This window comes from Rickettsia endosymbiont of Lasioglossum villosulum, assembly GCF_964026455.1.
Lineage (GTDB): Bacteria > Pseudomonadota > Alphaproteobacteria > Rickettsiales > Rickettsiaceae > Rickettsia.
Map to the genome: position 1 here is coordinate 211,556 of NZ_OZ032152.1, position 20,014 is coordinate 231,569.

A 20,014-nucleotide genomic window follows, 5' to 3' on the forward strand; every position below is an offset into this window, starting at 1 on the left:
GACGCGGCAATCTCAGGAATTTTATACTACTTCATGAGATTGCCGTGCTCCTTTACAGTCGCTCGCAATGACGATTTTAAGATGACTTAAAATTAGCAATTACCGGTATATGATCGGAGGGTTTTTCCTTAGTTCTTAAATTATAATCCATATAGCAATTTTCCAGGTAGTCAATGCTATTATTGCTACCAAGGATCATATCTATTCTCATACCTTTATTTTGTTCAAAACATCCAGCTCTATAGTCCCACCATGAAAATTCTTGTTTTTTGGGATGTAAGAACCTATAATAATCTTCAAATCCAGAATTTAAAATAGTCCGCATTTTCTTTTGTTCAATTTCTGTAAAGCAGGTAGTATTTGCAAGTGCTGTAGGTGAATATACATCAATATCAAAAGGTGCAATATTAAAATCACCACCTATAATGGTTTTTTCATCAAAAGATTTTTTGCTTGATAGATAATTAAAAAAACTATCATAGAATGCTAGTTTTGCCGTAAATTTATCGCTACCCACCATTGAACCGTTAGGAGCATATAAAGAAATGATATTACAAAATCCGATAGGTAATAATATTCTTGCTTCTATAAATCTTGCTTGATCAGAACAGTGATTATTTGGAAAATCCTTAACTATTTCATCAGCAGGAAATTTTGAAAGAATAGCAACGCCGTTATATGATTTCTGCCCATGAACATAAAAATTATAAGGTAGGTCAGATAACTCCTCGAAAGGGAATTTATCACTCTCGCATTTTAATTCTTGTAGTAATAAAATATCAGGATTTTCGTTTGCTAAAAAATCACGCAATATATTAATTCGCATTTTTATGGAATTAATATTCCAAGTAGCAATTTTCATTAAACCTCTCGTGCAAAACCTAATTTTTCTTTATAAAATAAGTTATGTAATAAGTCTATTTTATTTTTCTGCACCACTTTCTGCTTCGTTAGTTATTACTTCCTTATTGCGGAATCTCCACTCACGGAAACCAAAATGATAAAGTAAAAGATGGGTAATAAATGCACTGACAATTATTATGATCATAGAATATTTTATCGTATCGTAATTTGGATTAGCACCATACATATCTAACAATATACTAAAGACTAAAGCCCATATTAGTGTTATTTCAATACTAAGACCTTTTGGTACTCTTTTTACAGAATTTTCTCCAATAATAAAATCTCTAATTATAATTCCACCGTTAGAAGTAAGGAATGCGAATAATGGACCCCAAAAATTTAAAGGTTCAATTTTCTGAATAATAACCATTGCAACACCGATAATTATAAAAGCCGATTGTCCGAATGCATCACAAACTGCTATCGTATTGTTTAAAGAATTTTCTAAATAACTATCTTCGGTAATTTGTTTATTATAATAACTAAATAGTTTGACAGCGATAAAACCAAGTAGCACCACTGTAAATATATAATAAAAATAAGATGGGGTGAAATATAGATTTAAATGTCCTGTATCGTGATTTATTATTAGATCAAGCATTATACAGCTGCTAACAGATGGCAATATTGCCAATAAAAACGTACCGAATAAGGTACTATTATTTTTTATACCTAGAATAATTCCCGAAAAAGCAAAAGCAATGCTGCCAAGTAATCCTATTATATGACACCAATGTGAGTCGATAGATTTCGGCAGTAAAATATGATAAATGTAAGTTTTAACAATTTTTTTATATTCGTTACTTGCAAGAAAATCATCTATAGCAAAATTAAATTGTTCAACTACATTTAAAGATACGGTTTTTTTACTGAACATCAAATGTAACGGGGTTTTAATATTTAAAGGAACTTCTACTATTTTTCTATCTGTAGGTTTGCTTAAAATATTCACTGAACCGACTATTTTATCACTAATAAAACCATCAATCTCTTTTTTTACCATCCCATTTATTAATTCTACATTATTTTGATATATTTTAATTATATCTTGGTTTTTATCGTCAAATAAAAAATCTGTGAATTTTTGTTCTCCATATATTGTACCTTTTACTATTCCAATCTGAAGATTAAATAAGCGTATTTGTGCCATTAATTCATCACTATTTTGAAAACTTAGTTTTTTAGCTAATTGTTCGATAATAAATAAAGAGAATTCTTCCATGCGATATGGCTTTGAAAAATAAGCATAATTATTTCTCTCATCAGTATAAGTAGCACCTGCAGTCATGTCAGCAGCACCGCTTTGAATATCTAACTGATCTTGATACCAATTATCTTGGTGATACTCGATATTAATACCTATTTTTGCAGCAAGAGCATTAATTAATTCAATATCCATACCAGAAACATTAGCAGTACCGTTTGAAGTAACCATCCAGTATTGGTAAGGCTCATTTATATACCATGCAGTTGTTAAAGTTTTTTTATCAGGTAAGTTCTCGCATTCTAAAGCTGCTTCTTGTTTAGATATTGAATTGCTTAAGGAATAAAAACTTTTTAAAATAATTAGTATAAAAATAAAAAGTTTGAAAATTTTCATTTCTTCACACACCTTAAAATAAAATTAATCACGAACTGCTTTAATATTTCCATCAAAAAATTGTATATTTAAAACTTTTTCAGTAGTAGTTTTAGAAGATACAAAATTACCTGATTCCCCTTTAACTATAGCAAAGCCACGTTTTAGTACATTATGATAGTCTAAGCTTAATAGTAACAGACTATTTAATTCTAATTTATACTCAAAATTTTTCAAAGTATTATTTGCCGATTTTATGATATAAGCGGCTTTATGTGTTAATTCGAGTGTCTTATAAGTAATGATTTTATGAGGATGGATTCTTTCTTTTGAAAATGATTTAAGCTTTGTTTCTTTTAGACTAATTAGGCATGGTAAGGAGTCTAATAGGTTAAATCCCGTTTCATCGAGTAATTGTTGTTTATGATTCATATAATGAGCAAGATACCTATTTATTTTATCATAATTTGTAATAGCTTGTTCATGATTTTTAACTAACTGCTTGGTATTAGTTACTAATACTTTTTCATAAGATTGCAGGGTGCTATTTAAAATAGACCGCACAGGTACAGCAAATTCAGCGGCAGCAGTTGGGGTAGGGGCTCTTTTATCGGCTGCTAAATCTATCAAAGTATAATCTACTTCGTGACCTACAGCTGAGATAATAGGGATTTTGGAGTTGTAAGTAGCACGCACTAGTACTTCATCATTAAACGACCAAAGGTCTTCGATAGAACCACCGCCTCTTGCAACTATTATAACGTCCGGCTTATTTGCTTCTTCTAGCTTGTTAAAACCATCTATGGCTTCAGCAATCTCATTACCAGAATTCTCGCCTTGTACACTAACGGGCCATATTATTACATGAGTTGGAAAACGTTCACGGATTCGATGAATGATATCTTGTATAACAGCACCAGTTATTGAAGTTATAACGCCTATTTTACTAGGTAAAAATGGTATAGGTTTACGTATTTTGTTAAATAATCCCTCTTTTTCTAAACGTGCTTTACGTTCGTTTAGAATTTGTATCATAGCTCCGAGTCCTGCGGGCTGTAAATTCTCGACTGATAGCTGATAACGCGAATTGCCGGCATAACTCGAAAGCTTGCCGCTAATTACTACTTCCATCCCGTCATTTAACGGAAACTTGATTTTAGCAAGAATAGGACGCCAGCAAGTGCAAGCTAAAATTGCAGTGTTTTCTTTTAAGTTAAAATAAGCATGCCCTGAACTAGCTATTTTTAAGCCAGAAATCTCGCCTTTTACTTTAATATAACCAAAATTATTTTCTAATAATTCTTTAATTTTATTAGAAATTTCACTAACGGAAAATTCTTTAGTAGTTTGACTGGAAGTAAAATTATCTAGCATTTGGGTATTTTGTTTTTGGCTTATTCGTCATTGCGAGAAGAAACTGCAAGTTTCGACGAAGCAATCTCGGGAGGTTTATACGAGATTGCAGCAAGGCTTCGCTCCTCGCAATGACGTTTATCATCCCAATAGAATAACCCTCCAATACTCAAAAGAGCAAGCAAAATTTTTATTATTTGCTATATTAATAATAGCTTGCTATTATTTCCTACTATTTAAATATTTGGTTAATAGATAAATGCTACGGGTAATATTTCTATTTATTATCGTAATATCTCCTTTGTTTAGTTTCGCAAATAGCTTGACAAAAAGCAGCGGCGTTAAAATTAATAATTTAATTGCTGATTTTGTAGAATATAATGAAAATAAGGGATTAATATATGCTAAAGGTAATCTAAAAATTCTTACGGATGAGCATTTGCTAACAGCAGATAATTTACTTTATGACGTAAATAATGATATTTTATGGGTAGAGGGTAATGTAAGAGTTAAAGATAAAGACAATAGAATTACATTAGGTGATAAGGCAATCTTAAAAAATGAATTTAAACAAGGTGTAGTGTCTAAATTTATTATGCTTTTTAATAATAATAGCCTTTTAGTTGCTAAGCTCGCTGAAAGAATAGATGAAAATAATATACGGCTTCATTATGCTAAGTTTACTCCCTGCGAAGTTACTTGTAGTGGAAATCCCCTCTGGCAAATTTCTGCTAAAAATACTGATATTCATTCTGCAGAGCATAAAATAGTTTATAAAAATGTATTTTTCGAGGTATATGGTATACCAGTTTTTTACTTGCCATATTTTTTCCATCCAACTCCGTCAGCTCCTGCTTCCTCAGGGCTACTAGTGCCAGATGTGAAGAATGGAAGATTTGGAGTGCCTATATATTTACGGGCAAAGCCTAATATGGATTTTACATTAACTCCAAGAGTTTTTAATAAAGACCCAATTTTTGAGCTAGAAGGGCGTTATAGACCAAATAATACCGATAATATAAGTTTTGATGGTAGTTATGGTAGACTACCTTACCTTTTGGAAAAAAACGGAGATAAAATAAAGGATAAAAAAATCTCTTCCTATCATTATATTGTAAATGGTAATTTTTATAGTAGTGATAAAGTTTATAATTATGGTTTTAAAGCAGAGCGTACGTCTGATAAAGCTTATTTAAAAAATTATTATAATAACTATGCTTCATACCTAACTTCTAGGGTATTTTTAAATAAGATTCACAAGGCGGATTATTTTCAGATAGAAGCTTTAACTTCGCAAGGGTTAGGTAGTAATGATAGCAGATCTAACTATCCACTAGTATTACCAAAAATCACTACAAAAAATGTAATAAGTCTAAATGATGACGAAAGTAGGCATATCGTTATCGAAAATAACACTTTAATGTATAAAGAAAGGATAGGAAAGCAGCTTACTAGAACTTCTCTACAATTATCTTATATTCATAATCTTATGACTTCTTCGGGACAAATTTTTGAGTTTGTTGCTCGGGATAGAGGAGATTTTTATATAACAAAACAGGCTTATTTTGAGAGAACAAGAGCAGCTAAATCGCTTCAACGTAATATACCGGAATTTCAAACTTTATGGCGTTACCCATTCGCAGGTGCTATAACAAAAACAATAAATGTACTTATTGAGCCGATAGTTTCTTTTACTATAGGGCGTAAATTATCCAGTAAAGATATGAAGTTTGTTATAATTGACCCTATGAAATATGAGCTATCAGGAAAAAATCTTTTCTTATCCAATCGTTATAGCGGTATTGATTGCCATGATTTCGGTAATAGATTAAATTATGGTTTAAACGCTAGTTTTGCTAAAGAACAAAATTATTTAAGATTATTTTTAGGTCAGTCTCTTAATACTAGATATAGTGTATATCAGAAAGCAAGTGATACTGAAAATATTGGTAAAATTTCAGGAAATATTTATGATAATTTAGAATTATTTTATGATTTTCGAAAAAATAGATATTTTAAGCCTATACGTGATGAGGTAGGAGCTAATTTATATTATGGTAGAATAAGTTTAACCGGGAGTCTTATTCAGCTTACAAATCTTAAAAAGTATTATAGAGCAGAAGATATGCAGCTTTCAAGTAATCGAGCAAGACAATTTTACGGAAATGTCAATTACCAATTGACAGATAATTGGTCTGTTGGAATTGGTGGACGTATTGATCTTTCAAAAGGCTCAGCAGATTTATTGACTAGAACTATTAGAGTGACATACGCTAAAGATTGTGTTAGAATCGCAGCTAAGATTTATTCTGATTATTTATCCGATGAAAGTAGAGGAATTAAAAAAACTAAATCCTCGCTTACTATTTCTGTTGGTTTAAGAGTCCTGAATATGTAGTATACTCGTTTTATTTGAAAAATTGGCTACGTTGTCTTTTGCTGATAATCCTCACGTACTATATGTACGCTGCGGTTATCAGCTTCAAGACGCCTTGCTCTTTTCCAAATAAAACTTCGTCTACTAAATTGTATTAATATTACATAATATTACAGAGTTAAATATGAAAAAATTATTACTAATAATTACTGTTTTTTTTACATGTAGTGCGGTTGCTGAAACATCAAACATAGTGGCACTTGTAAATAATGAACCGATTACTCTTAATGAGTTTCGTGCCAGAAAAAAAATGATCATGGCATTAAACAATGTTGAGGAGGTAACACCTGCTCAGGATAAGCAGTTAAGTGATATAGCTATAAAAAGCTTGATTGATGAATCTTTACTTTTCCAATATTATGGTGATAAAGAAATTTCACAAGAAGAAATAGATAACGCTATCAAATCTATTGAAGATCGTAACAAAATGCCTCATGGTTCTCTTCTTCAATATTTAAAAAGTAGATCGGTTAATCCTGATAGCTTTATTTCCCAAATTAAGTCTGAACTAATCAAGATGAATGTTTTATCAGGTTTATCAAGGTCAGTACAAGTAAGTAATAAAGAAATAGATGTAGCAATTTTATCTAGCGACCAAAAAGAAGTAGAAGTGTCAATGCAGATTTTTACCTCTAAAGATAAGAGTGATAAAACTTTTGCACAGATGAATAATTTAAAAAGTAAGTTAAAGAACTGTTCAGATGTTAAGAAATCTCTTTATGAGAATTTCGCAACAATGACAGTAATTACTGATAAGCTTAGTAAAATAGAAGAAGCCAAGCAAACTATAGTAAAAGATTTGAGTCCTAATCAAGCAAGTAATGTTTTTGAAAAATATAATGAGTTTGAGATAGTACAGGTATGTACTAAAAAAATCTTAAACATTAGCGAAGATGAAAATAATTATGTGGTAAATTTTCTAACAAATAAAAAGATTTCTCAAAAAGCTCAGAAGTTTTTCGAAGATATGCATAAGAAGGCATATATAAAAATAACTCTTCCTTTGTAGGATTTGTGCGGTGTTATCCCGTGGACAAGCCATGGGATGACACCGAAGACGTTTTTCGATCCATACAAAAATGACATCAATAACCTCACATCAAAAGATAAAAATATGTCTCCAAAATTCATGAAGTTTTATGAAAAATACATGACTGTAGTAGGTACAGTTGGTAATTTCATGTTTTACGTACAAGCTCATAAAATTTTTACCTGTAAATCGGCAGCATCTGTATCACTTCCTGCTTTTACTATAAGTGCTGTTGCTTTAAGTAGCTGGTTATTATACGGTATTTTAATAAAAAATACTCCTATCATAATTGCAAATATAGTGGGCTTTATCGGTGCATTACTTGTTTTGGTAGCTATAATATTACATTAAATATAATGACTAAAAAGATTATTGCCTTAGTAGGGCGTCCAAATGTTGGTAAATCAACGTTGTTTAATCGCTTAAGTACACGTAAAAAAGCTATTGTTCATGATCTACCCGGTGTTACTAGAGATAGGAAATATACGGATGGTAGAATAGGCTCGTTTGAGTTTTCGCTTATTGATACGCCAGGGCTTGAAGAAAATCCTGATAGCTTTGGTAAAAGACTAATGGAGCAGACTACTAAAGCGATAAATGAAGCAGATTTAATTTGCTTTATGGTGGATAGTAGAAGCGGAATATTGCCTGATGATAAATTACTTAGCGATTTTGTTAGAAAATATAATAAGCCGGCGGTCTTAGTAATTAATAAATGTGAAAAGGCTTTTGATTTTGATAAGGAATATTACAAGCTTGGATTTGATAGTATGGTTGCTATCTCTGCCGAACATGGCACAGGAATGATTGATTTATATGATGAAATTATTGCCAAATTACCCGAAGAAAATTCAGAAGAAGCAGAAATAAATGACCCAATTAAAGGGGATTGTCTGCAAATAGTAGTAAGCGGTAGACCTAATGCCGGAAAATCTACTTTTATAAATGCTTTGATTAACGATGAAAGATTGCTAACTGGACCGGAAGCAGGGATTACTCGTGAATCAATTGAAATTGATTGGCAGTATAAAGGTAATCATATCAAATTGATTGATACGGCAGGGCTTCGTAAAAAAGCCGCTATTACAGAATCTTTAGAAAAACTATCAGCATCAGATGCCATTAATAGCATTAAATTTGCTAATACTGTGATTTTAATGATTGATGCTTTATCGCCTTTGAAACAGCAGGATTTAAACATTGCAAGCCATGTAGCAAATGAAAGGCGAAGTATTGTTATAGTAGTTAATAAATGGGATTTAGTTAAAGAATCCGAGAAAGAAGCGTTTAAAGAAGAGTTTTATTATCAGATTAATACTCATCTGCCTCAGATTAAAGGCGTTCCTGCCTTATTTATCTCAGCAAAAAATAAACAAAATATAGCCGATGTATTAGATAGCTGTATTAAGATTTACAAAACTTGGAATAAAAAAATAACTACCAGCAAATTAAATGAATGGCTTAATTTTACTACCGAAGCACATCCATTGCCTTTGCAAAAAGGTGGTAAGCGAGTGCGTGTAAAATATATGACGCAAACAAAAACTAGACCGCCTACATTCAAATTATTTTCCAACAACCCGGAAAAAATAACCGATAGCTATACAAGATATTTAGTAAATAATATGCGTGAAGCTTTCGACATGCCAGGCGTTCCTATTAGGTTTATCTACATAAAAACCAAAAATCCGTATACGTAGATAGAACTTGAAAAATTGGCTATGTCGTCTTTGTAAGTTTTTGGATGCTCACGTATTAAGTAACTGCTGCCGCTCCTCAGCTTACAGACCGATTACTCTTTTCCAAGTTGACCTTCGTATACTAACTTTTTATTTAATGAAGTGTATATTAAATTTGTTTTCAAAACAATAAACCATTCCATAAGTCTGATAAAAATTCTCTATTATTTTTTCTTTAGAAATATTTAATTTTAATACTAATTTAGCATGCCACTACAAATTAGTATTACTATTTTGTAGTATAGCACCAAATAGTATCCTAATATTTTACTTGCTCCCTTTTTGGGATCTTAATATTATAAGATACAATCGACTTTGCTGCATGGCTCGAGAAAATCTCACAATGTCATTCCTAGCTAAAAGCAGGAATCCAGAAAAAGTACAAATGAGCAAGTTTTTGAGGTTAAAAGCTCAATTTTATCTCGCTTTATGCTGGATTCCTGCTTTCGCAGGAATGACATCATAAGAACGTCTTCACCGAGCCATCCAGAAAACTAGGAAAACTGTCCGATACTATTGATTTGTAGGAACTCATGCAGAATATAGCTTCAATCGATAAGGTTTATACATGAAATTTTGCGAGTCTCGATTGTGCTCACGTATTTTTATACGCTCCGCAATCTCGCTCGGTATTGTTGCGTAGATCGAAAAACGCCCTAAGGTAGTCATACCGTGGCTTGGGAACTAGATCCAGAAAATAATAAAAAATACTAATTTTATTAGTATTTTTAACTGGATCCCGTGAATAAATCACGGGATGACAGGAAGGAGAATGATCTACGCAACAATACCATCTCGCTCGTAAATTTAATGTCTAAACCTTATTGCTTTTTGCTATATGATAAAATTAATGCTAGAGAGGTTTAAGTGGAATTACATATCATAAAAACAGAAGAAGAATATAATGAGGTTTTGAGAGAAATTGACAAGCTATTATATGCACCTGTAAACTCAGCAGAAACAGAAAAGTTAGAAATATTATCTTTATTAGTAGAAGATTATGAGAATAAGCATTATAAAATAGAAATTCCTGATCCTATCGAAGCTATAAACTTTAGATTAGAGCAATTAGGACTTTCTCGTAAAGATTTAGAAAAAAGCATAGGTTCTAGAAGTAGAGTATCAGAAATTCTTAACAAAAAAAGAACATTAACTCTACCTATGATTAGAAAGTTACATAAAGAATTACATATACCGGCTGATATTTTAATTCAAGAATGTGAAAAAAAACGAGCTTAAGTAAGTTGTAAATTGGGAAAATTATAACATATAAATTATTATCAACCTTGCAATTTCATAATAAGATTTTGAATTTACAAGGATAATTTTAACAAAATAATAACAAAATTAATTTTTTATGCTCCTCTACTAGTTTGCTTACCAACATTGTTTTGTCTTTCTTCTAATACCTTATTTGTGTGAGGTCCTACCGGTTTTTTACTAAGTGTACTTGTTCCTAAATTAACTATACTTTTTGCGACTAATCCTAGAACTTTTGGGTCTGCTAATAATTTAAACGCCGGTACTATAACCCCACCATATTCATGTTTATTTATCTTATCGGCAATTTTAATTAATTCAGGTGCATGTTTACCGGCTAGTTCTACTAACTTTTTACCTTCTAATTTTAGTTTTTGTCCTATTGGTTTTGTATCTAAAAATTCCTGTACAATAGGTCCTAAAGTTTTTGCATGTGTTGTTAATAAGTCAGGTATATCTTTCTCAATTATCTTATTTATTTCAGGGTTATTATTTTTTATTTCTATTAAAGTACGAAGTAATACTTTTTCTTCTTTTGGAAGTGACTTAATTAATGCAGCTTTTTGCATTATATCGGCAACTTTATCACTATCGGCAAGGGCGAAATTAGCAAGTTTAGTAATTGATGGCATAGCATCCTGTAAGAAAGGCATTGACGCTTCTGCTGCTTTATGTATAAATTCTGGATCTTTTCCTGAGGATTTTATTCTTTCTGTCACTGTAGAATGTTTTAAAACAGCTAATATATTTTCTTGATTATCCTTCAAATATTTTGGCAATTCTTTTTCTAAAACAGGAGATAAATTATCTATAATAATCTTAGCATTTTTAACCAATTCTACTACTTCAGGCTTTTTTGCTGCTAATAAATCTTTTTTGCTTGTAGTATCTAATCCTGCCATATTTAGGTTGGTATTAGACCAACGCTGATTTGCTTTAAATTGATTCAAAGCATCTATAGCGGCAGGGGCACTTTCGATGAATTTATCACTAGAATTTGCAAGTAATGCTACTGTATTTATAATTAATTCAGGCTTAGCAAATTTTTGTGCTTTATTATTTATTATATTTTCTGCAAACTGAGCTATTTCTTTCTGACTCTCAGGCTTTTTTAGAAAATTTACTAGATCTTTCTTAAGAACAGGGCTTAATTGATCTGAAGTAATAATCTCACGTATATTTTGTAATATATTAGCTTGGGATGATTCATTTTTTTGTTTAATATTCTTATATATTCCTTGCACTTTTGGATTTAGATCATTTTCTAATGCTTTAGATATTATATCTACTCCAAGTGTAGATAATTCTCTAATAAATTTAGGGCTGATGCCATCCAATACATTTATTTTTTCTGTTTCGGAAGTTTGAAAATTCTTAGTTATTTTACCAAATCGCTTATTTAAAATAGGCGTAAGAACATATGGAATAACAGTAGATTCTAAAATAGCTTCCTTAGAACTATTTGATATACTTGTTGAATGTAAAATATCAGCACATTTTTTTATAAGCGGTTCAGCATCTTGTATCATTTTGCTACCAGCTTCAATAGAGCCGGCACTATCAGCAGCGTTCTTGGCAGCTTTTAAGTTATTAAATTCTGTCACAAGATCAGGTAAAACTTGAGCCGCTTCCCAAGTAAATTGTAAAGCACTAGCACCATCACTAACAGCCTGGGTAACTGTTTGTATTATACCCAAATTACCCTTATTAAGATCTAAATATTTCTTATTTAATTCATCATATTTTTTATTACCGGTTTCGATCCCAAGAGCTGCCCAGCCTGTTTCTAGATAAGTAAGATTTTGATATTCTTCATCAAGCTGCTGCTTTATTTTATCGAGGGATTCCTGATCTTGGTTCTTAGACATTCCACAACCTTTGCATAATTTAGTTAATATTAGTTTACTATAATTATTTAAAGGTTTATAAAAATTTATATTTTAATTTTTATTAATCTTTAGGAGTATGGTTATATTACAATAGTTTAAATATTTCTAATTCAAGTAAGTTGTAAATCAGATAATTTTTCTATTCCGATTATGGTTATGTTTTCGGTTTTTTTATATGTGCTGTTGCCACTCGTTACTATATATAGATGTTCTAATTTTAGATCAGTAAGAGCAATATGCATAGATTTAGTAATTTCAGGAGTGTCAGAGTTTTTTACTTCAAAACCATATTTTTTACCATTCTTAATAATTAATAAATCTAATTCAGCTCCTGTTTGTGTTCGCCAAAAAAAACATTCTGCATCTATTTTAAATTTACGTATTAGTTCCTCTATTACAAATCCTTCAAAGGATAGACCTCGCTTAGGGTGAACATACCAATCATTTTCGTTAACTCCTAGTAACGCATGTAATATCCCACTATCTCGTATGTAAACTTTTGGTGCTTTAACTTGACGTTTTGAAATATTTTCATGCCAAGGTTTTAACAGTCTAATCATGAAAGTTTGTTCTAATATTTCAGTGTAACGTCTGATAGTCATATCAGTTAAGCCAAGCGATCTTCCAAGTTCGCTATAATTTAGTAACTGTCCGTGATTATGGGCAAGCATCATCCATAATTGCCTCATTAGATGCGGATTAAGGGATATTCCAAGAGCCGGTAAATCACGCTCGATAAAGCTAGTAATGTAGCTGTTACGCCATCTAAGGCTTAAATCATGATTTTTTGCTAAATATGATTTTGGAAATCCGCCTCTTAGCCATAATTCTTTAAAGTCAGTTATTTCTGTTAAACTGAACGGCGTAAGTTCTGTATATTCAATGCGACCTGCTAATGATTCTGAGGATTGTCTAAGTAATTCACCTGATGCACTGCCTAAAATTAAGAATTTTTTATTTGAATAATCAGCAAGAACACGTAAATAAGGGAAAAGTTCCGGCTGCCTTTGAATTTCATCGATAACTATTAATCCATCTAGTGGGTCTAGAGTTGCTTTAGGATTTTTAAGCTGATCTAAATGGGATGGATCTTCTAAATCAAAAAAATAATTTTTATCATTAAGTTGCTTGATATAGCTATGTGCTAAGGTAGTTTTCCCGCACTGTCTTGGTCCAAGAATGGCACATATAGGGAATATATCAAAAGAATCTTTGATGTATTCTAAGTAATAATTTCTTTCTATCATCCTTGCAATTTCATAATATGAATTTGAATTTACAATATAACTTTAACAAAATAATTACAAGATTTTTAGTCTAATTCATCTACTTTATCATATAATTTTTCTAAATGATGCTTTACTAGACGTAATATTTTTGCTTCAGGGCTAAGGTTTTTGATAGCCCATTTTTTAATCCAAGGTTCAGCAAGTTGCCACATATTAACGTTTTCGTCCAATTGTCTACCTATCCCTTCGACCATTATTAAAGTTTTTTGTAATAATAATAGATCCGGCTGCACTTCCATACCAAAATCCTCGGTGATTTTAAATAAATGAGCAAGCAACTTACCAACTGAAATATTTTTAGTAGGTGCACCCACAACCGGTTCGGTAACAGCTCTGCAACTTTGGGTAAATAAATCTAAATCGGTATTAATAGGGACGTAACCAGCTTTTAAATGTACTTTGGCAACTAATTTATAATCACGATTTAAAAAACCAAATAAGCTTTCGGCAACCGCTAAACGATCTTTTTCTTTAAGTCTACCCATAATACCGAAATCAAGCAGAATGAGCTTACCTAGTTTATCTACTAAAATATTTCCTAGGTGTAAATCAGCGTGGAAAAAGCCGTCTCTATAAGCTTGGTTAAAGAACATTACGGCAAAGTTTTGGGCTATTTTTGCAGGCTCTAGCCCCATTTCTTTTAATAGCGGAGTATCATATATAGAAGTGCCTTCTAACCACTGCGTAGTTAGTATATTTTCTGATGTTAGATCCCAATATATTTTAGGGATTATTACGTTATGATCTTTACGCATATTATCAGCAAGCTCTGAAGCAGCAGCAGCCTCGAGGCGTAAATCAAGCTCAAATTTCATAGTTTCATGAAATTTATCAACTACTTTAAGAGGTTTTAGCCTTTTTGCTTTAGAAAATTTTGAGGCAATTTTTGCAAGGAAATATAATAGCCTGATATCCCTATTATATTTTTTATGAATATTAGGACGCAATATTTTCACCGCTACATATTCACCTGTTGTAAGCTGTGCCTTATGTACCTGCGAGATCGATGCAGCAGCTATAGGCGTGTCATTGAAGTGTAAGAACGGGAGGGGGGCGTTATTGCGAGCAGTCGAAGACTGCGTGGCAATCTTTTTCTTGCTTGCTGAGATTGCTTCATCGACATAAATGTCTCCTCGCAATGACGTTACCATCCTCCTAGCCACCTTACTGTCAAATGGTGGTAATTTATCCTGTAACAATCTTAAGTAATCTGCTATTTGTGTTCCTACTAAATCAGGTCTAGTGGAAAGCGTTTGCCCAAATTTTATATAAATCGGTCCAAGGCTGCTTAAAGTTTCTATTAAGTGTTTGCCGTAATCTTCTTTTGATTTTCTAAATAACGATAATGGAGCAAAAAATAATGCTAATATATAGCCAATAAATCTAATATCTTTAGGTATTTTAACATTAGAAGTATTAGTCAAAATTTGTTTTTTGCTAATGATATGAAAAATACGTAATAAATTAAAAAAATTACAAATCATAACTTATATGCACTATGAATGGCAACAATGCCGCCGCTTAGGTTTTTATAGTTAATTTCTTCAAAGCCTGCCTCTTTAATCATTATTCTAAACTCGTCTTGCGATGGAAATAAGTCTATACTTTCAACTAAATAGTCATAGGCTTCTTTATTGCCGGTAATTATTTGACCAATTTTAGGGATAACATTAAACGAATAGAATTTGTAGAAATCTTGTAATAAACTTTCTTTTACCTTGGAAAATTCAAGACAGACAAACTTACCCATAGGTTTTAAAACTCTATAAGCTTCTTTTAGAGCTTTATTAATATCAGGAACGTTTCGAATCCCAAATGCAATGGTATAATAGTCAAAGCTATTATCAGGAAATGGTAATTCTTCGGCAGTTGCTACAGTAAATTTAAGATTCTGAAATAAGTTTAGATCAATTGATTTTTTCTTAGCCTGCCTTAGCATTTCTTCATTAATATCGCTTAAAGTTAAAGAGATGTTACTACCCCTATCTTTCGCTTTTTTAGCAAGCTTCAAAGCAATATCGCCGCTACCGCTAGCAACATCTAATATATTAGAGTTAAGATTTGGGACTTGTCTAATAAACTCATCTTTCCATAAGCGATGCATTCCAAAGCTCATAAGATCATTCATTAAGTCGTATTTATCAGCAACGTTAGAAAAAACGCTATTTACGAGCGATTGTTTTTCGTTTGCTTTTATTTTCTTAAATCCAAAATTTGTTTGGTTCATTTGGTTTATATGTTATATGGATCGGCTCTGTCATCCCGTGGCTTGTCCACGGGATCCAAAAAAACAATAAAAAATACTGACGTATTTTTAACTGGATCCCGTGGACAAGCCACGGGATGACATTAACAGTTCGCATAATAGTTTCCATTATGTATATTCAATTAAATATAGTATAAACATAAAATTATTAAAATAATAGTAAAAATGCCGGAACTTCCTGAAGTAGAAACTTTAAAAAATTCCCTAGAAAGTAAATTAATAGGGCTTGTTATAAAGAAAGTGGAGTTTAAAAGAGATAATCTACGTTATAAATTATCTGCTGATTTAGCTGACCAAATCGTAAATACGAATATAATAAATGTTAGGCGTCGTGCCAAATATTTAATAATCGACTTTGATAATAATCATTCTTTAATAGTTCACTTAGGTATGAGCGGTAGGTTTACACTGCAATCTACAGGCTACGAAGCCAAAAAACATGACCATGTAGTTTTTAACTTAAGTAATAATGAAAAGCTGATTTTTAACGATACTCGAAGATTTGGGATGATTTACAGCTTTCGTACCGAGCTTTTGGAGAAAGATTTTTTTGCTAATCTAGCGTTAGAACCTCTATCTGATTTATTTGAGCTTCAATATTTAAAAAGTAAGCTAATGAATAAAAAAGTACCGATAAAAAATTTACTCATGGATAATAGAATTGTCGTTGGAGTCGGCAATATTTATGCTTCTGAAAGTCTTCATTTAGCTAAAATTCATCCTGATAAATTCGGAAAAGATTTAAACGATGATGAGATAAAGAATTTAATTGCAGCAGTTAAGAATGTTCTATCTAAAGCTATAATTGCTGGCGGCACTACTCTTAAAGATTTTGTTAATGGTGATAATAAACCAGGCTATTTTACACAGCAACTTATGGTTTATGCAAGAGACGGGCAAGAGTGCCTAAGCTGCTCTAATAACATTATTAAGACAAAACACTCAGGAAGAAGTACTTTTTATTGTAAAATCTGTCAAAAAGCTTGACTTATTTTTTAAAGCCATCTATAAAGCCTGTCATTATTTATTCAATCAATAGTTGAAATCATATGAAAGTAAAGCCGGTTATTATGGCAGGTGGTAGTGGTAAGAGGTTATGGCCTCTATCTGCCAGTAATAAACCAAAGCAATTTAAAAAAATATTAGGTGATTTAACTTTATTACAGCAAACTTTAATCAGAAATAAATTTTTAGGGAAACCTACAATAATTACCTCTAACCAATATGAAGAAATTACTAAACAGCAAGCAGCAGATATAGAAATAGAATTTGAATTCATCACCGAACCGGAGCAGAAAAATACAGCAATTTGTGCAATTATTACGGCTCTGTCAGCTAAGGCACAAGGGTTCGATAGGTTAGTATTACTACCGGCGGACCATCATATAGAAGATGAAGAAAATTACTTCAATACTATAAATAAAGCTTTATGTTTTGTTGAGCAATATGGAATTTGTATTATCGGTATTCCAATAAATAGCGTAAATACCGAGTATGGCTATATAAAATCGGGAATTTCGATTGCAGAAAATATTTACCAAGTTGACAATTTTATTGAAAAACCTGAATTTAAGGAAGCAGAAAGATATTGTAGTAGTAATGAATATTTTTGGAATTCAGGAATTTTTATATATGATATTAGTTTTTTCTTAAGTTTAGCGATGGGTATACAACCTCAATTATTTAAAATTGCAGCTGCGGCATATGATAGTGCTATAAAAACTAAAAATAATATAGTAATAAACTCGCCTATATATAACGAAGCCGAATCTATTTCGATAGATCACGCTATAATGGAATATATTTCTCAAATGGTTATGGTCAAAGCGGATTTTATTTGGAATGATCTTGGCAGCTGGTCTTCTTTATTGGAATTAAAGCAACAAAACATACAGGATAATTACTGTGAGGGGAATGTAATAATTAGTAATACCACTAATTCTTTCATTAGTTCTAATAGCAAAGTAACGACAGTGATAGGGCTTGACAATGTGATGGTTATCAATACTATACAGGGTCTTTTAGTTGCCAATAAATCAAGAATGACAGAAATAAAAGAATTAGTAATGAAAATGGGAGAAATTTGAAGTGAGTAGATGTAGTAATTTGGAAGTATTTAATAATTTAATACATAAATCGTATAAGTTAAAGCCTCACAACAATATACAGCAAGCTAAAATCTTATTTAAAGCTCTTCTTAATGCCACTTTAGATTCATCCATGATAGATTATAAAAGTTTTGCAAATAACTTTATAGTAAATATTTTATCCCTTGAAGGAGAAGTTAATAAAATATTAGAAAGTTTTAAAGCTGATATTATGAATAAAAATACTGAAGCTTGTTATGTTCTTGCTAAGGTTTATGAGATAGGCTTTTTTAATCAGCCAAAAGATGAATATAATTCTATGTTATTAACATTGATAGGTTATAAATTAGGAAATAGAGATTGTAGAAAAATTATTGAATCTGAGCCATCAAAATATACAATATTAGAATATACAGCTAATAATTTTATTGAGAATTATTTAGGAAAAAATTTGCTTATTTGTCTTGATGATGCAATATCGTCAGCTCATTTACCTTCTTTATATAATTCAGCTATTAGCGATGGTTATGATAATAGTTATGGGAACGGATATAATTTTAGCTCACATGATTATATTCATTCTTCTGATCTACTGGGAAATTAAGCTTGAGAAGTGTAAAATAATCAATTTACTAATAAAATATTTATAATTTAATAGTTTAATTATTGACTTGTTTATATATTCCCTATATATCCCTAATAAATGAAAGGTATAAAAAATTAAAATCTTCTTTTAAAAGTAGCATGTAATGCTGTTTTTAAAAGAAAAAAAGTATGTACCTTAATTTGTTTAAAATAATGATGTTTAAGCTCCGTCATTAACATAAGTCTATTTATACGTTAAGTAACAGCGGAGTTAATTTAAATCACAGAATTGATTTCTATGTTACTAAAAAAACTAAATCATATTGTGAGTTATAACATGGAAAATACAACAGAAGAACAAATATTATTATCTGAATCTGAAATTGATGAAGAAGAGAAACGACTAAGAGCAGAAGATTCACGCAAACAACTCAAAGCAATATTAATAACTCTTGCAATTATTCTAACTAGTTTTTTAACTTTTACTTATTTCTTTTTTAATTATATTGAAGAAAAAGCAGAAGAATATAAAAAACAACAAGAGCAAGAAGCACCGCAAGTTGAAGCTCAAAAGATAAAAGAGACAAAATAAGGCTTAATGTCATTCCAGCAGAAGCGGGAAGGCATTGCCCGTGTGGATACCAAATTGTCATTGCGAGTGAGTAAAGCGAGTGCGGCAATCCAGAAAAAATAATAAAAAATACTAATTTTATTAGTATTTTTAACTGGATCCCGTGGTCAAGCCACGGGATGACATCGAGGGTGCTTTTCGATCCACCCAACAATCCCTTTGTAGGAATGACATAGAATAAAAACTGTCGGGTACTATTGAATGACATATATGGCATTTTTCGAGCCATGCAATAAAGCCGTAATTTTCTTGCAATGACGGAAAAATGATCCACACAACAAAACTAATTACTTTCCATTAATTAATTTTTTTAAGTAATTGATTTTATAAGACCAGAAGTAATTTTCATTACTTTTTAAGGCTTTTATATCTAGAACGAAATCATTTTCATCATAGATAAAAATTTTAATTAGCTTGAGATATGATAAAGTACCAAGGATAATAGAGCGGAATAAACCCAGGAAAGATTTTAGCAATTGTTTATCAATTATAAGTATAATTTTATTGCATGGCAATTTGAATAAACTACGAATTAGAGTATAATAAGCATAAGATTTATAAGGTTTCTTAGCTAAAATAAATTCTATCATTAAATCCCTATCTATCCCATCTGGATAGATTTCCCGCAATAATTCTTCGCTTTTAATAATAAAATCTAAATATGGCTCGATAAGGGCTATTCTTTTTTCTACAATATTGTTCATAACGGTTTAATCTCCTTTAAATTAATTTAATTTTGATCACCAAGAAGCAAAGCTTGTTTGGTGACCGGGGAGTTCGAAAACCGTCGACAAGAACAGCTGAGTAGCTTTTAGGCTTAAAGTATTAACTTTAAGCCCTGAACATGGCTACAACCTCCCCGACCCTGATATGATCGAGGAAAATCATTTAAAGGCTGATTTAAACCTCTTGCCGTTAGGGTTTCGACACCCAAGAACAGCCTTTAGCTGCTCCAAAATGATT

18 protein-coding genes and 1 pseudogene are annotated in these 20,014 nt (G+C 31.3%); 10 read left to right on the forward strand and 9 right to left on the reverse strand.

Annotated elements, in window-relative coordinates; genetic code table 11:
• Positions 1–76: 76 nt before the first annotated feature.
• From xth to AAGD49_RS01025, 4 genes are read right to left on the reverse strand one after another with little or no spacing between them, the layout of a single operon-like run.
• Positions 77–862: an exodeoxyribonuclease III gene (gene xth, locus AAGD49_RS01010; RefSeq protein ID WP_341788766.1), complete on the reverse strand. Its 786-nt coding sequence runs from the start codon at positions 860–862 to the stop codon at positions 77–79.
• 60 nt (positions 863–922) lie between these two features.
• Positions 923–2,506 carry a transporter substrate-binding domain-containing protein gene (locus AAGD49_RS01015; RefSeq protein ID WP_341788767.1) on the reverse strand — a complete coding sequence of 528 codons (1,584 nt, stop codon included), beginning with the start codon at positions 2,504–2,506 and terminating at the stop codon, positions 923–925.
• Between the two features lie 24 nt (positions 2,507–2,530).
• A complete protein-coding gene (gene xseA, locus AAGD49_RS01020; protein WP_341788768.1) occupies positions 2,531–3,859 on the reverse strand; it encodes an exodeoxyribonuclease VII large subunit in 1,329 nt (442 codons plus the stop codon).
• Between the two features lie 20 nt (positions 3,860–3,879).
• A complete protein-coding gene (locus tag AAGD49_RS01025; RefSeq protein ID WP_341788769.1) occupies positions 3,880–4,011 on the reverse strand; it encodes a hypothetical protein in 132 nt (43 codons plus the stop codon).
• An 86-nt stretch (positions 4,012–4,097) separates the two neighbouring features.
• Here AAGD49_RS01025 and AAGD49_RS01030 point away from each other — a divergent pair, with 86 nt between their 5' ends.
• The 5 genes from AAGD49_RS01030 to AAGD49_RS01055 all read left to right on the forward strand — a co-directional run bounded on the left by AAGD49_RS01030 (position 4,098) and on the right by AAGD49_RS01055 (position 10,283).
• The gene (locus AAGD49_RS01030) at positions 4,098–6,236 is read left to right on the forward strand and encodes an LPS-assembly protein LptD (protein ID WP_341788770.1); all 2,139 of its coding nucleotides are present in this window, start codon (positions 4,098–4,100) and stop codon (positions 6,234–6,236) included.
• A 163-nt stretch (positions 6,237–6,399) separates the two neighbouring features.
• Complete coding sequence (locus AAGD49_RS01035) at positions 6,400–7,284, forward strand: SurA N-terminal domain-containing protein (RefSeq protein ID WP_341788771.1); 885 nt, start codon at positions 6,400–6,402, stop codon at positions 7,282–7,284.
• A 105-nt stretch (positions 7,285–7,389) separates the two neighbouring features.
• Positions 7,390–7,656, forward strand: coding sequence for a SemiSWEET family sugar transporter (locus tag AAGD49_RS01040; RefSeq protein WP_341788772.1), 267 nt, complete (start codon positions 7,390–7,392; stop codon positions 7,654–7,656).
• Between the two features lie 5 nt (positions 7,657–7,661).
• Positions 7,662–9,005 (forward strand): ribosome biogenesis GTPase Der, encoded by a 1,344-nt coding sequence (der, locus tag AAGD49_RS01045; RefSeq protein ID WP_341788773.1) that lies wholly within the window; start codon positions 7,662–7,664, stop codon positions 9,003–9,005.
• 906 nt (positions 9,006–9,911) lie between these two features.
• Complete coding sequence (locus AAGD49_RS01055; RefSeq protein WP_341788774.1) at positions 9,912–10,283, forward strand: type II toxin-antitoxin system HigA family antitoxin; 372 nt, start codon at positions 9,912–9,914, stop codon at positions 10,281–10,283.
• Between the two features lie 116 nt (positions 10,284–10,399).
• On the opposite strand, the gene AAGD49_RS01060 is transcribed toward AAGD49_RS01055, so the two are convergent.
• From AAGD49_RS01060 to ubiE, 4 genes are all read right to left on the reverse strand, one after another.
• The gene (locus tag AAGD49_RS01060) at positions 10,400–12,172 is read right to left on the reverse strand and encodes a hypothetical protein (RefSeq protein ID WP_341788775.1); all 1,773 of its coding nucleotides are present in this window, start codon (positions 12,170–12,172) and stop codon (positions 10,400–10,402) included.
• Between the two features lie 131 nt (positions 12,173–12,303).
• Positions 12,304–13,440, reverse strand: a complete 1,137-nt coding sequence (locus AAGD49_RS01065) for an ATP-binding protein (RefSeq protein ID WP_341788776.1) — start codon at positions 13,438–13,440, stop codon at positions 12,304–12,306.
• 65 nt (positions 13,441–13,505) lie between these two features.
• Positions 13,506–14,966: a 2-polyprenylphenol 6-hydroxylase gene (gene ubiB, locus AAGD49_RS01070; protein ID WP_341788777.1), complete on the reverse strand. Its 1,461-nt coding sequence runs from the start codon at positions 14,964–14,966 to the stop codon at positions 13,506–13,508.
• Positions 14,963–15,709: a bifunctional demethylmenaquinone methyltransferase/2-methoxy-6-polyprenyl-1,4-benzoquinol methylase UbiE gene (gene ubiE / locus AAGD49_RS01075; RefSeq protein WP_341788778.1), complete on the reverse strand. Its 747-nt coding sequence runs from the start codon at positions 15,707–15,709 to the stop codon at positions 14,963–14,965. Before ubiE ends, ubiB begins: the two co-directional genes overlap by 4 nt.
• 204 nt (positions 15,710–15,913) lie before the next feature.
• On the opposite strand from ubiE, the gene mutM reads away from it, so the two are divergent.
• The 5 genes and pseudogenes from mutM to AAGD49_RS01095 all read left to right on the forward strand — a co-directional run bounded on the left by mutM (position 15,914) and on the right by AAGD49_RS01095 (position 19,012).
• Positions 15,914–16,735 (forward strand): bifunctional DNA-formamidopyrimidine glycosylase/DNA-(apurinic or apyrimidinic site) lyase, encoded by an 822-nt coding sequence (gene mutM / locus AAGD49_RS01080; RefSeq protein ID WP_341788779.1) that lies wholly within the window; start codon positions 15,914–15,916, stop codon positions 16,733–16,735.
• Positions 16,736–16,803: 68 nt separating this feature from the next.
• Positions 16,804–17,574 (forward strand): annotated as a pseudogene (locus tag AAGD49_RS01085) (mannose-1-phosphate guanylyltransferase); the annotation flags it as partial.
• Positions 17,566–17,835, forward strand: coding sequence for a hypothetical protein (locus AAGD49_RS07550; RefSeq protein ID WP_410525923.1), 270 nt, complete (start codon positions 17,566–17,568; stop codon positions 17,833–17,835). The pseudogene AAGD49_RS01085 and the gene AAGD49_RS07550, both read left to right, overlap by 9 nt.
• 1 nt (position 17,836) lies before the next feature.
• Positions 17,837–18,439 carry a hypothetical protein gene (locus AAGD49_RS01090; protein WP_341788780.1) on the forward strand — a complete coding sequence of 201 codons (603 nt, stop codon included), beginning with the start codon at positions 17,837–17,839 and terminating at the stop codon, positions 18,437–18,439.
• 318 nt (positions 18,440–18,757) lie between these two features.
• Positions 18,758–19,012: a hypothetical protein gene (locus tag AAGD49_RS01095; RefSeq protein WP_341788781.1), complete on the forward strand. Its 255-nt coding sequence runs from the start codon at positions 18,758–18,760 to the stop codon at positions 19,010–19,012.
• A gap of 326 nt (positions 19,013–19,338) precedes the next feature.
• Here the strand turns inward: AAGD49_RS01095 and AAGD49_RS01100 are convergent, their stop codons facing one another.
• The gene (locus AAGD49_RS01100) at positions 19,339–19,755 is read right to left on the reverse strand and encodes a hypothetical protein (RefSeq protein ID WP_341788782.1); all 417 of its coding nucleotides are present in this window, start codon (positions 19,753–19,755) and stop codon (positions 19,339–19,341) included.
• Positions 19,756–20,014 lie beyond the last annotated feature (259 nt).

Coding starts and splice junctions, on each gene's coding strand:
- xth (WP_341788766.1), bottom strand. CDS start 862: ATGAAAATTGCTACTTGGAATATTAATTCCATAAAAATGCGAATTAAT.
- AAGD49_RS01015 (WP_341788767.1), bottom strand. CDS start 2,506: ATGAAAATTTTCAAACTTTTTATTTTTATACTAATTATTTTAAAAAGT.
- xseA (WP_341788768.1), bottom strand. CDS start 3,859: ATGCTAGATAATTTTACTTCCAGTCAAACTACTAAAGAATTTTCCGTT.
- AAGD49_RS01030 (WP_341788770.1), top strand. CDS start 4,098: ATGCTACGGGTAATATTTCTATTTATTATCGTAATATCTCCTTTGTTT.
- AAGD49_RS01035 (WP_341788771.1), top strand. CDS start 6,400: ATGAAAAAATTATTACTAATAATTACTGTTTTTTTTACATGTAGTGCG.
- AAGD49_RS01040 (WP_341788772.1), top strand. CDS start 7,390: ATGTCTCCAAAATTCATGAAGTTTTATGAAAAATACATGACTGTAGTA.
- der (WP_341788773.1), top strand. CDS start 7,662: ATGACTAAAAAGATTATTGCCTTAGTAGGGCGTCCAAATGTTGGTAAA.
- AAGD49_RS01060 (WP_341788775.1), bottom strand. CDS start 12,172: ATGTCTAAGAACCAAGATCAGGAATCCCTCGATAAAATAAAGCAGCAG.
- AAGD49_RS01065 (WP_341788776.1), bottom strand. CDS start 13,440: ATGATAGAAAGAAATTATTACTTAGAATACATCAAAGATTCTTTTGAT.
- ubiB (WP_341788777.1), bottom strand. CDS start 14,966: ATGATTTGTAATTTTTTTAATTTATTACGTATTTTTCATATCATTAGC.
- ubiE (WP_341788778.1), bottom strand. CDS start 15,709: ATGAACCAAACAAATTTTGGATTTAAGAAAATAAAAGCAAACGAAAAA.
- mutM (WP_341788779.1), top strand. CDS start 15,914: ATGCCGGAACTTCCTGAAGTAGAAACTTTAAAAAATTCCCTAGAAAGT.
- AAGD49_RS07550 (WP_410525923.1), top strand. CDS start 17,566: ATGGTCAAAGCGGATTTTATTTGGAATGATCTTGGCAGCTGGTCTTCT.
- AAGD49_RS01095 (WP_341788781.1), top strand. CDS start 18,758: ATGGAAAATACAACAGAAGAACAAATATTATTATCTGAATCTGAAATT.
- AAGD49_RS01100 (WP_341788782.1), bottom strand. CDS start 19,755: ATGAACAATATTGTAGAAAAAAGAATAGCCCTTATCGAGCCATATTTA.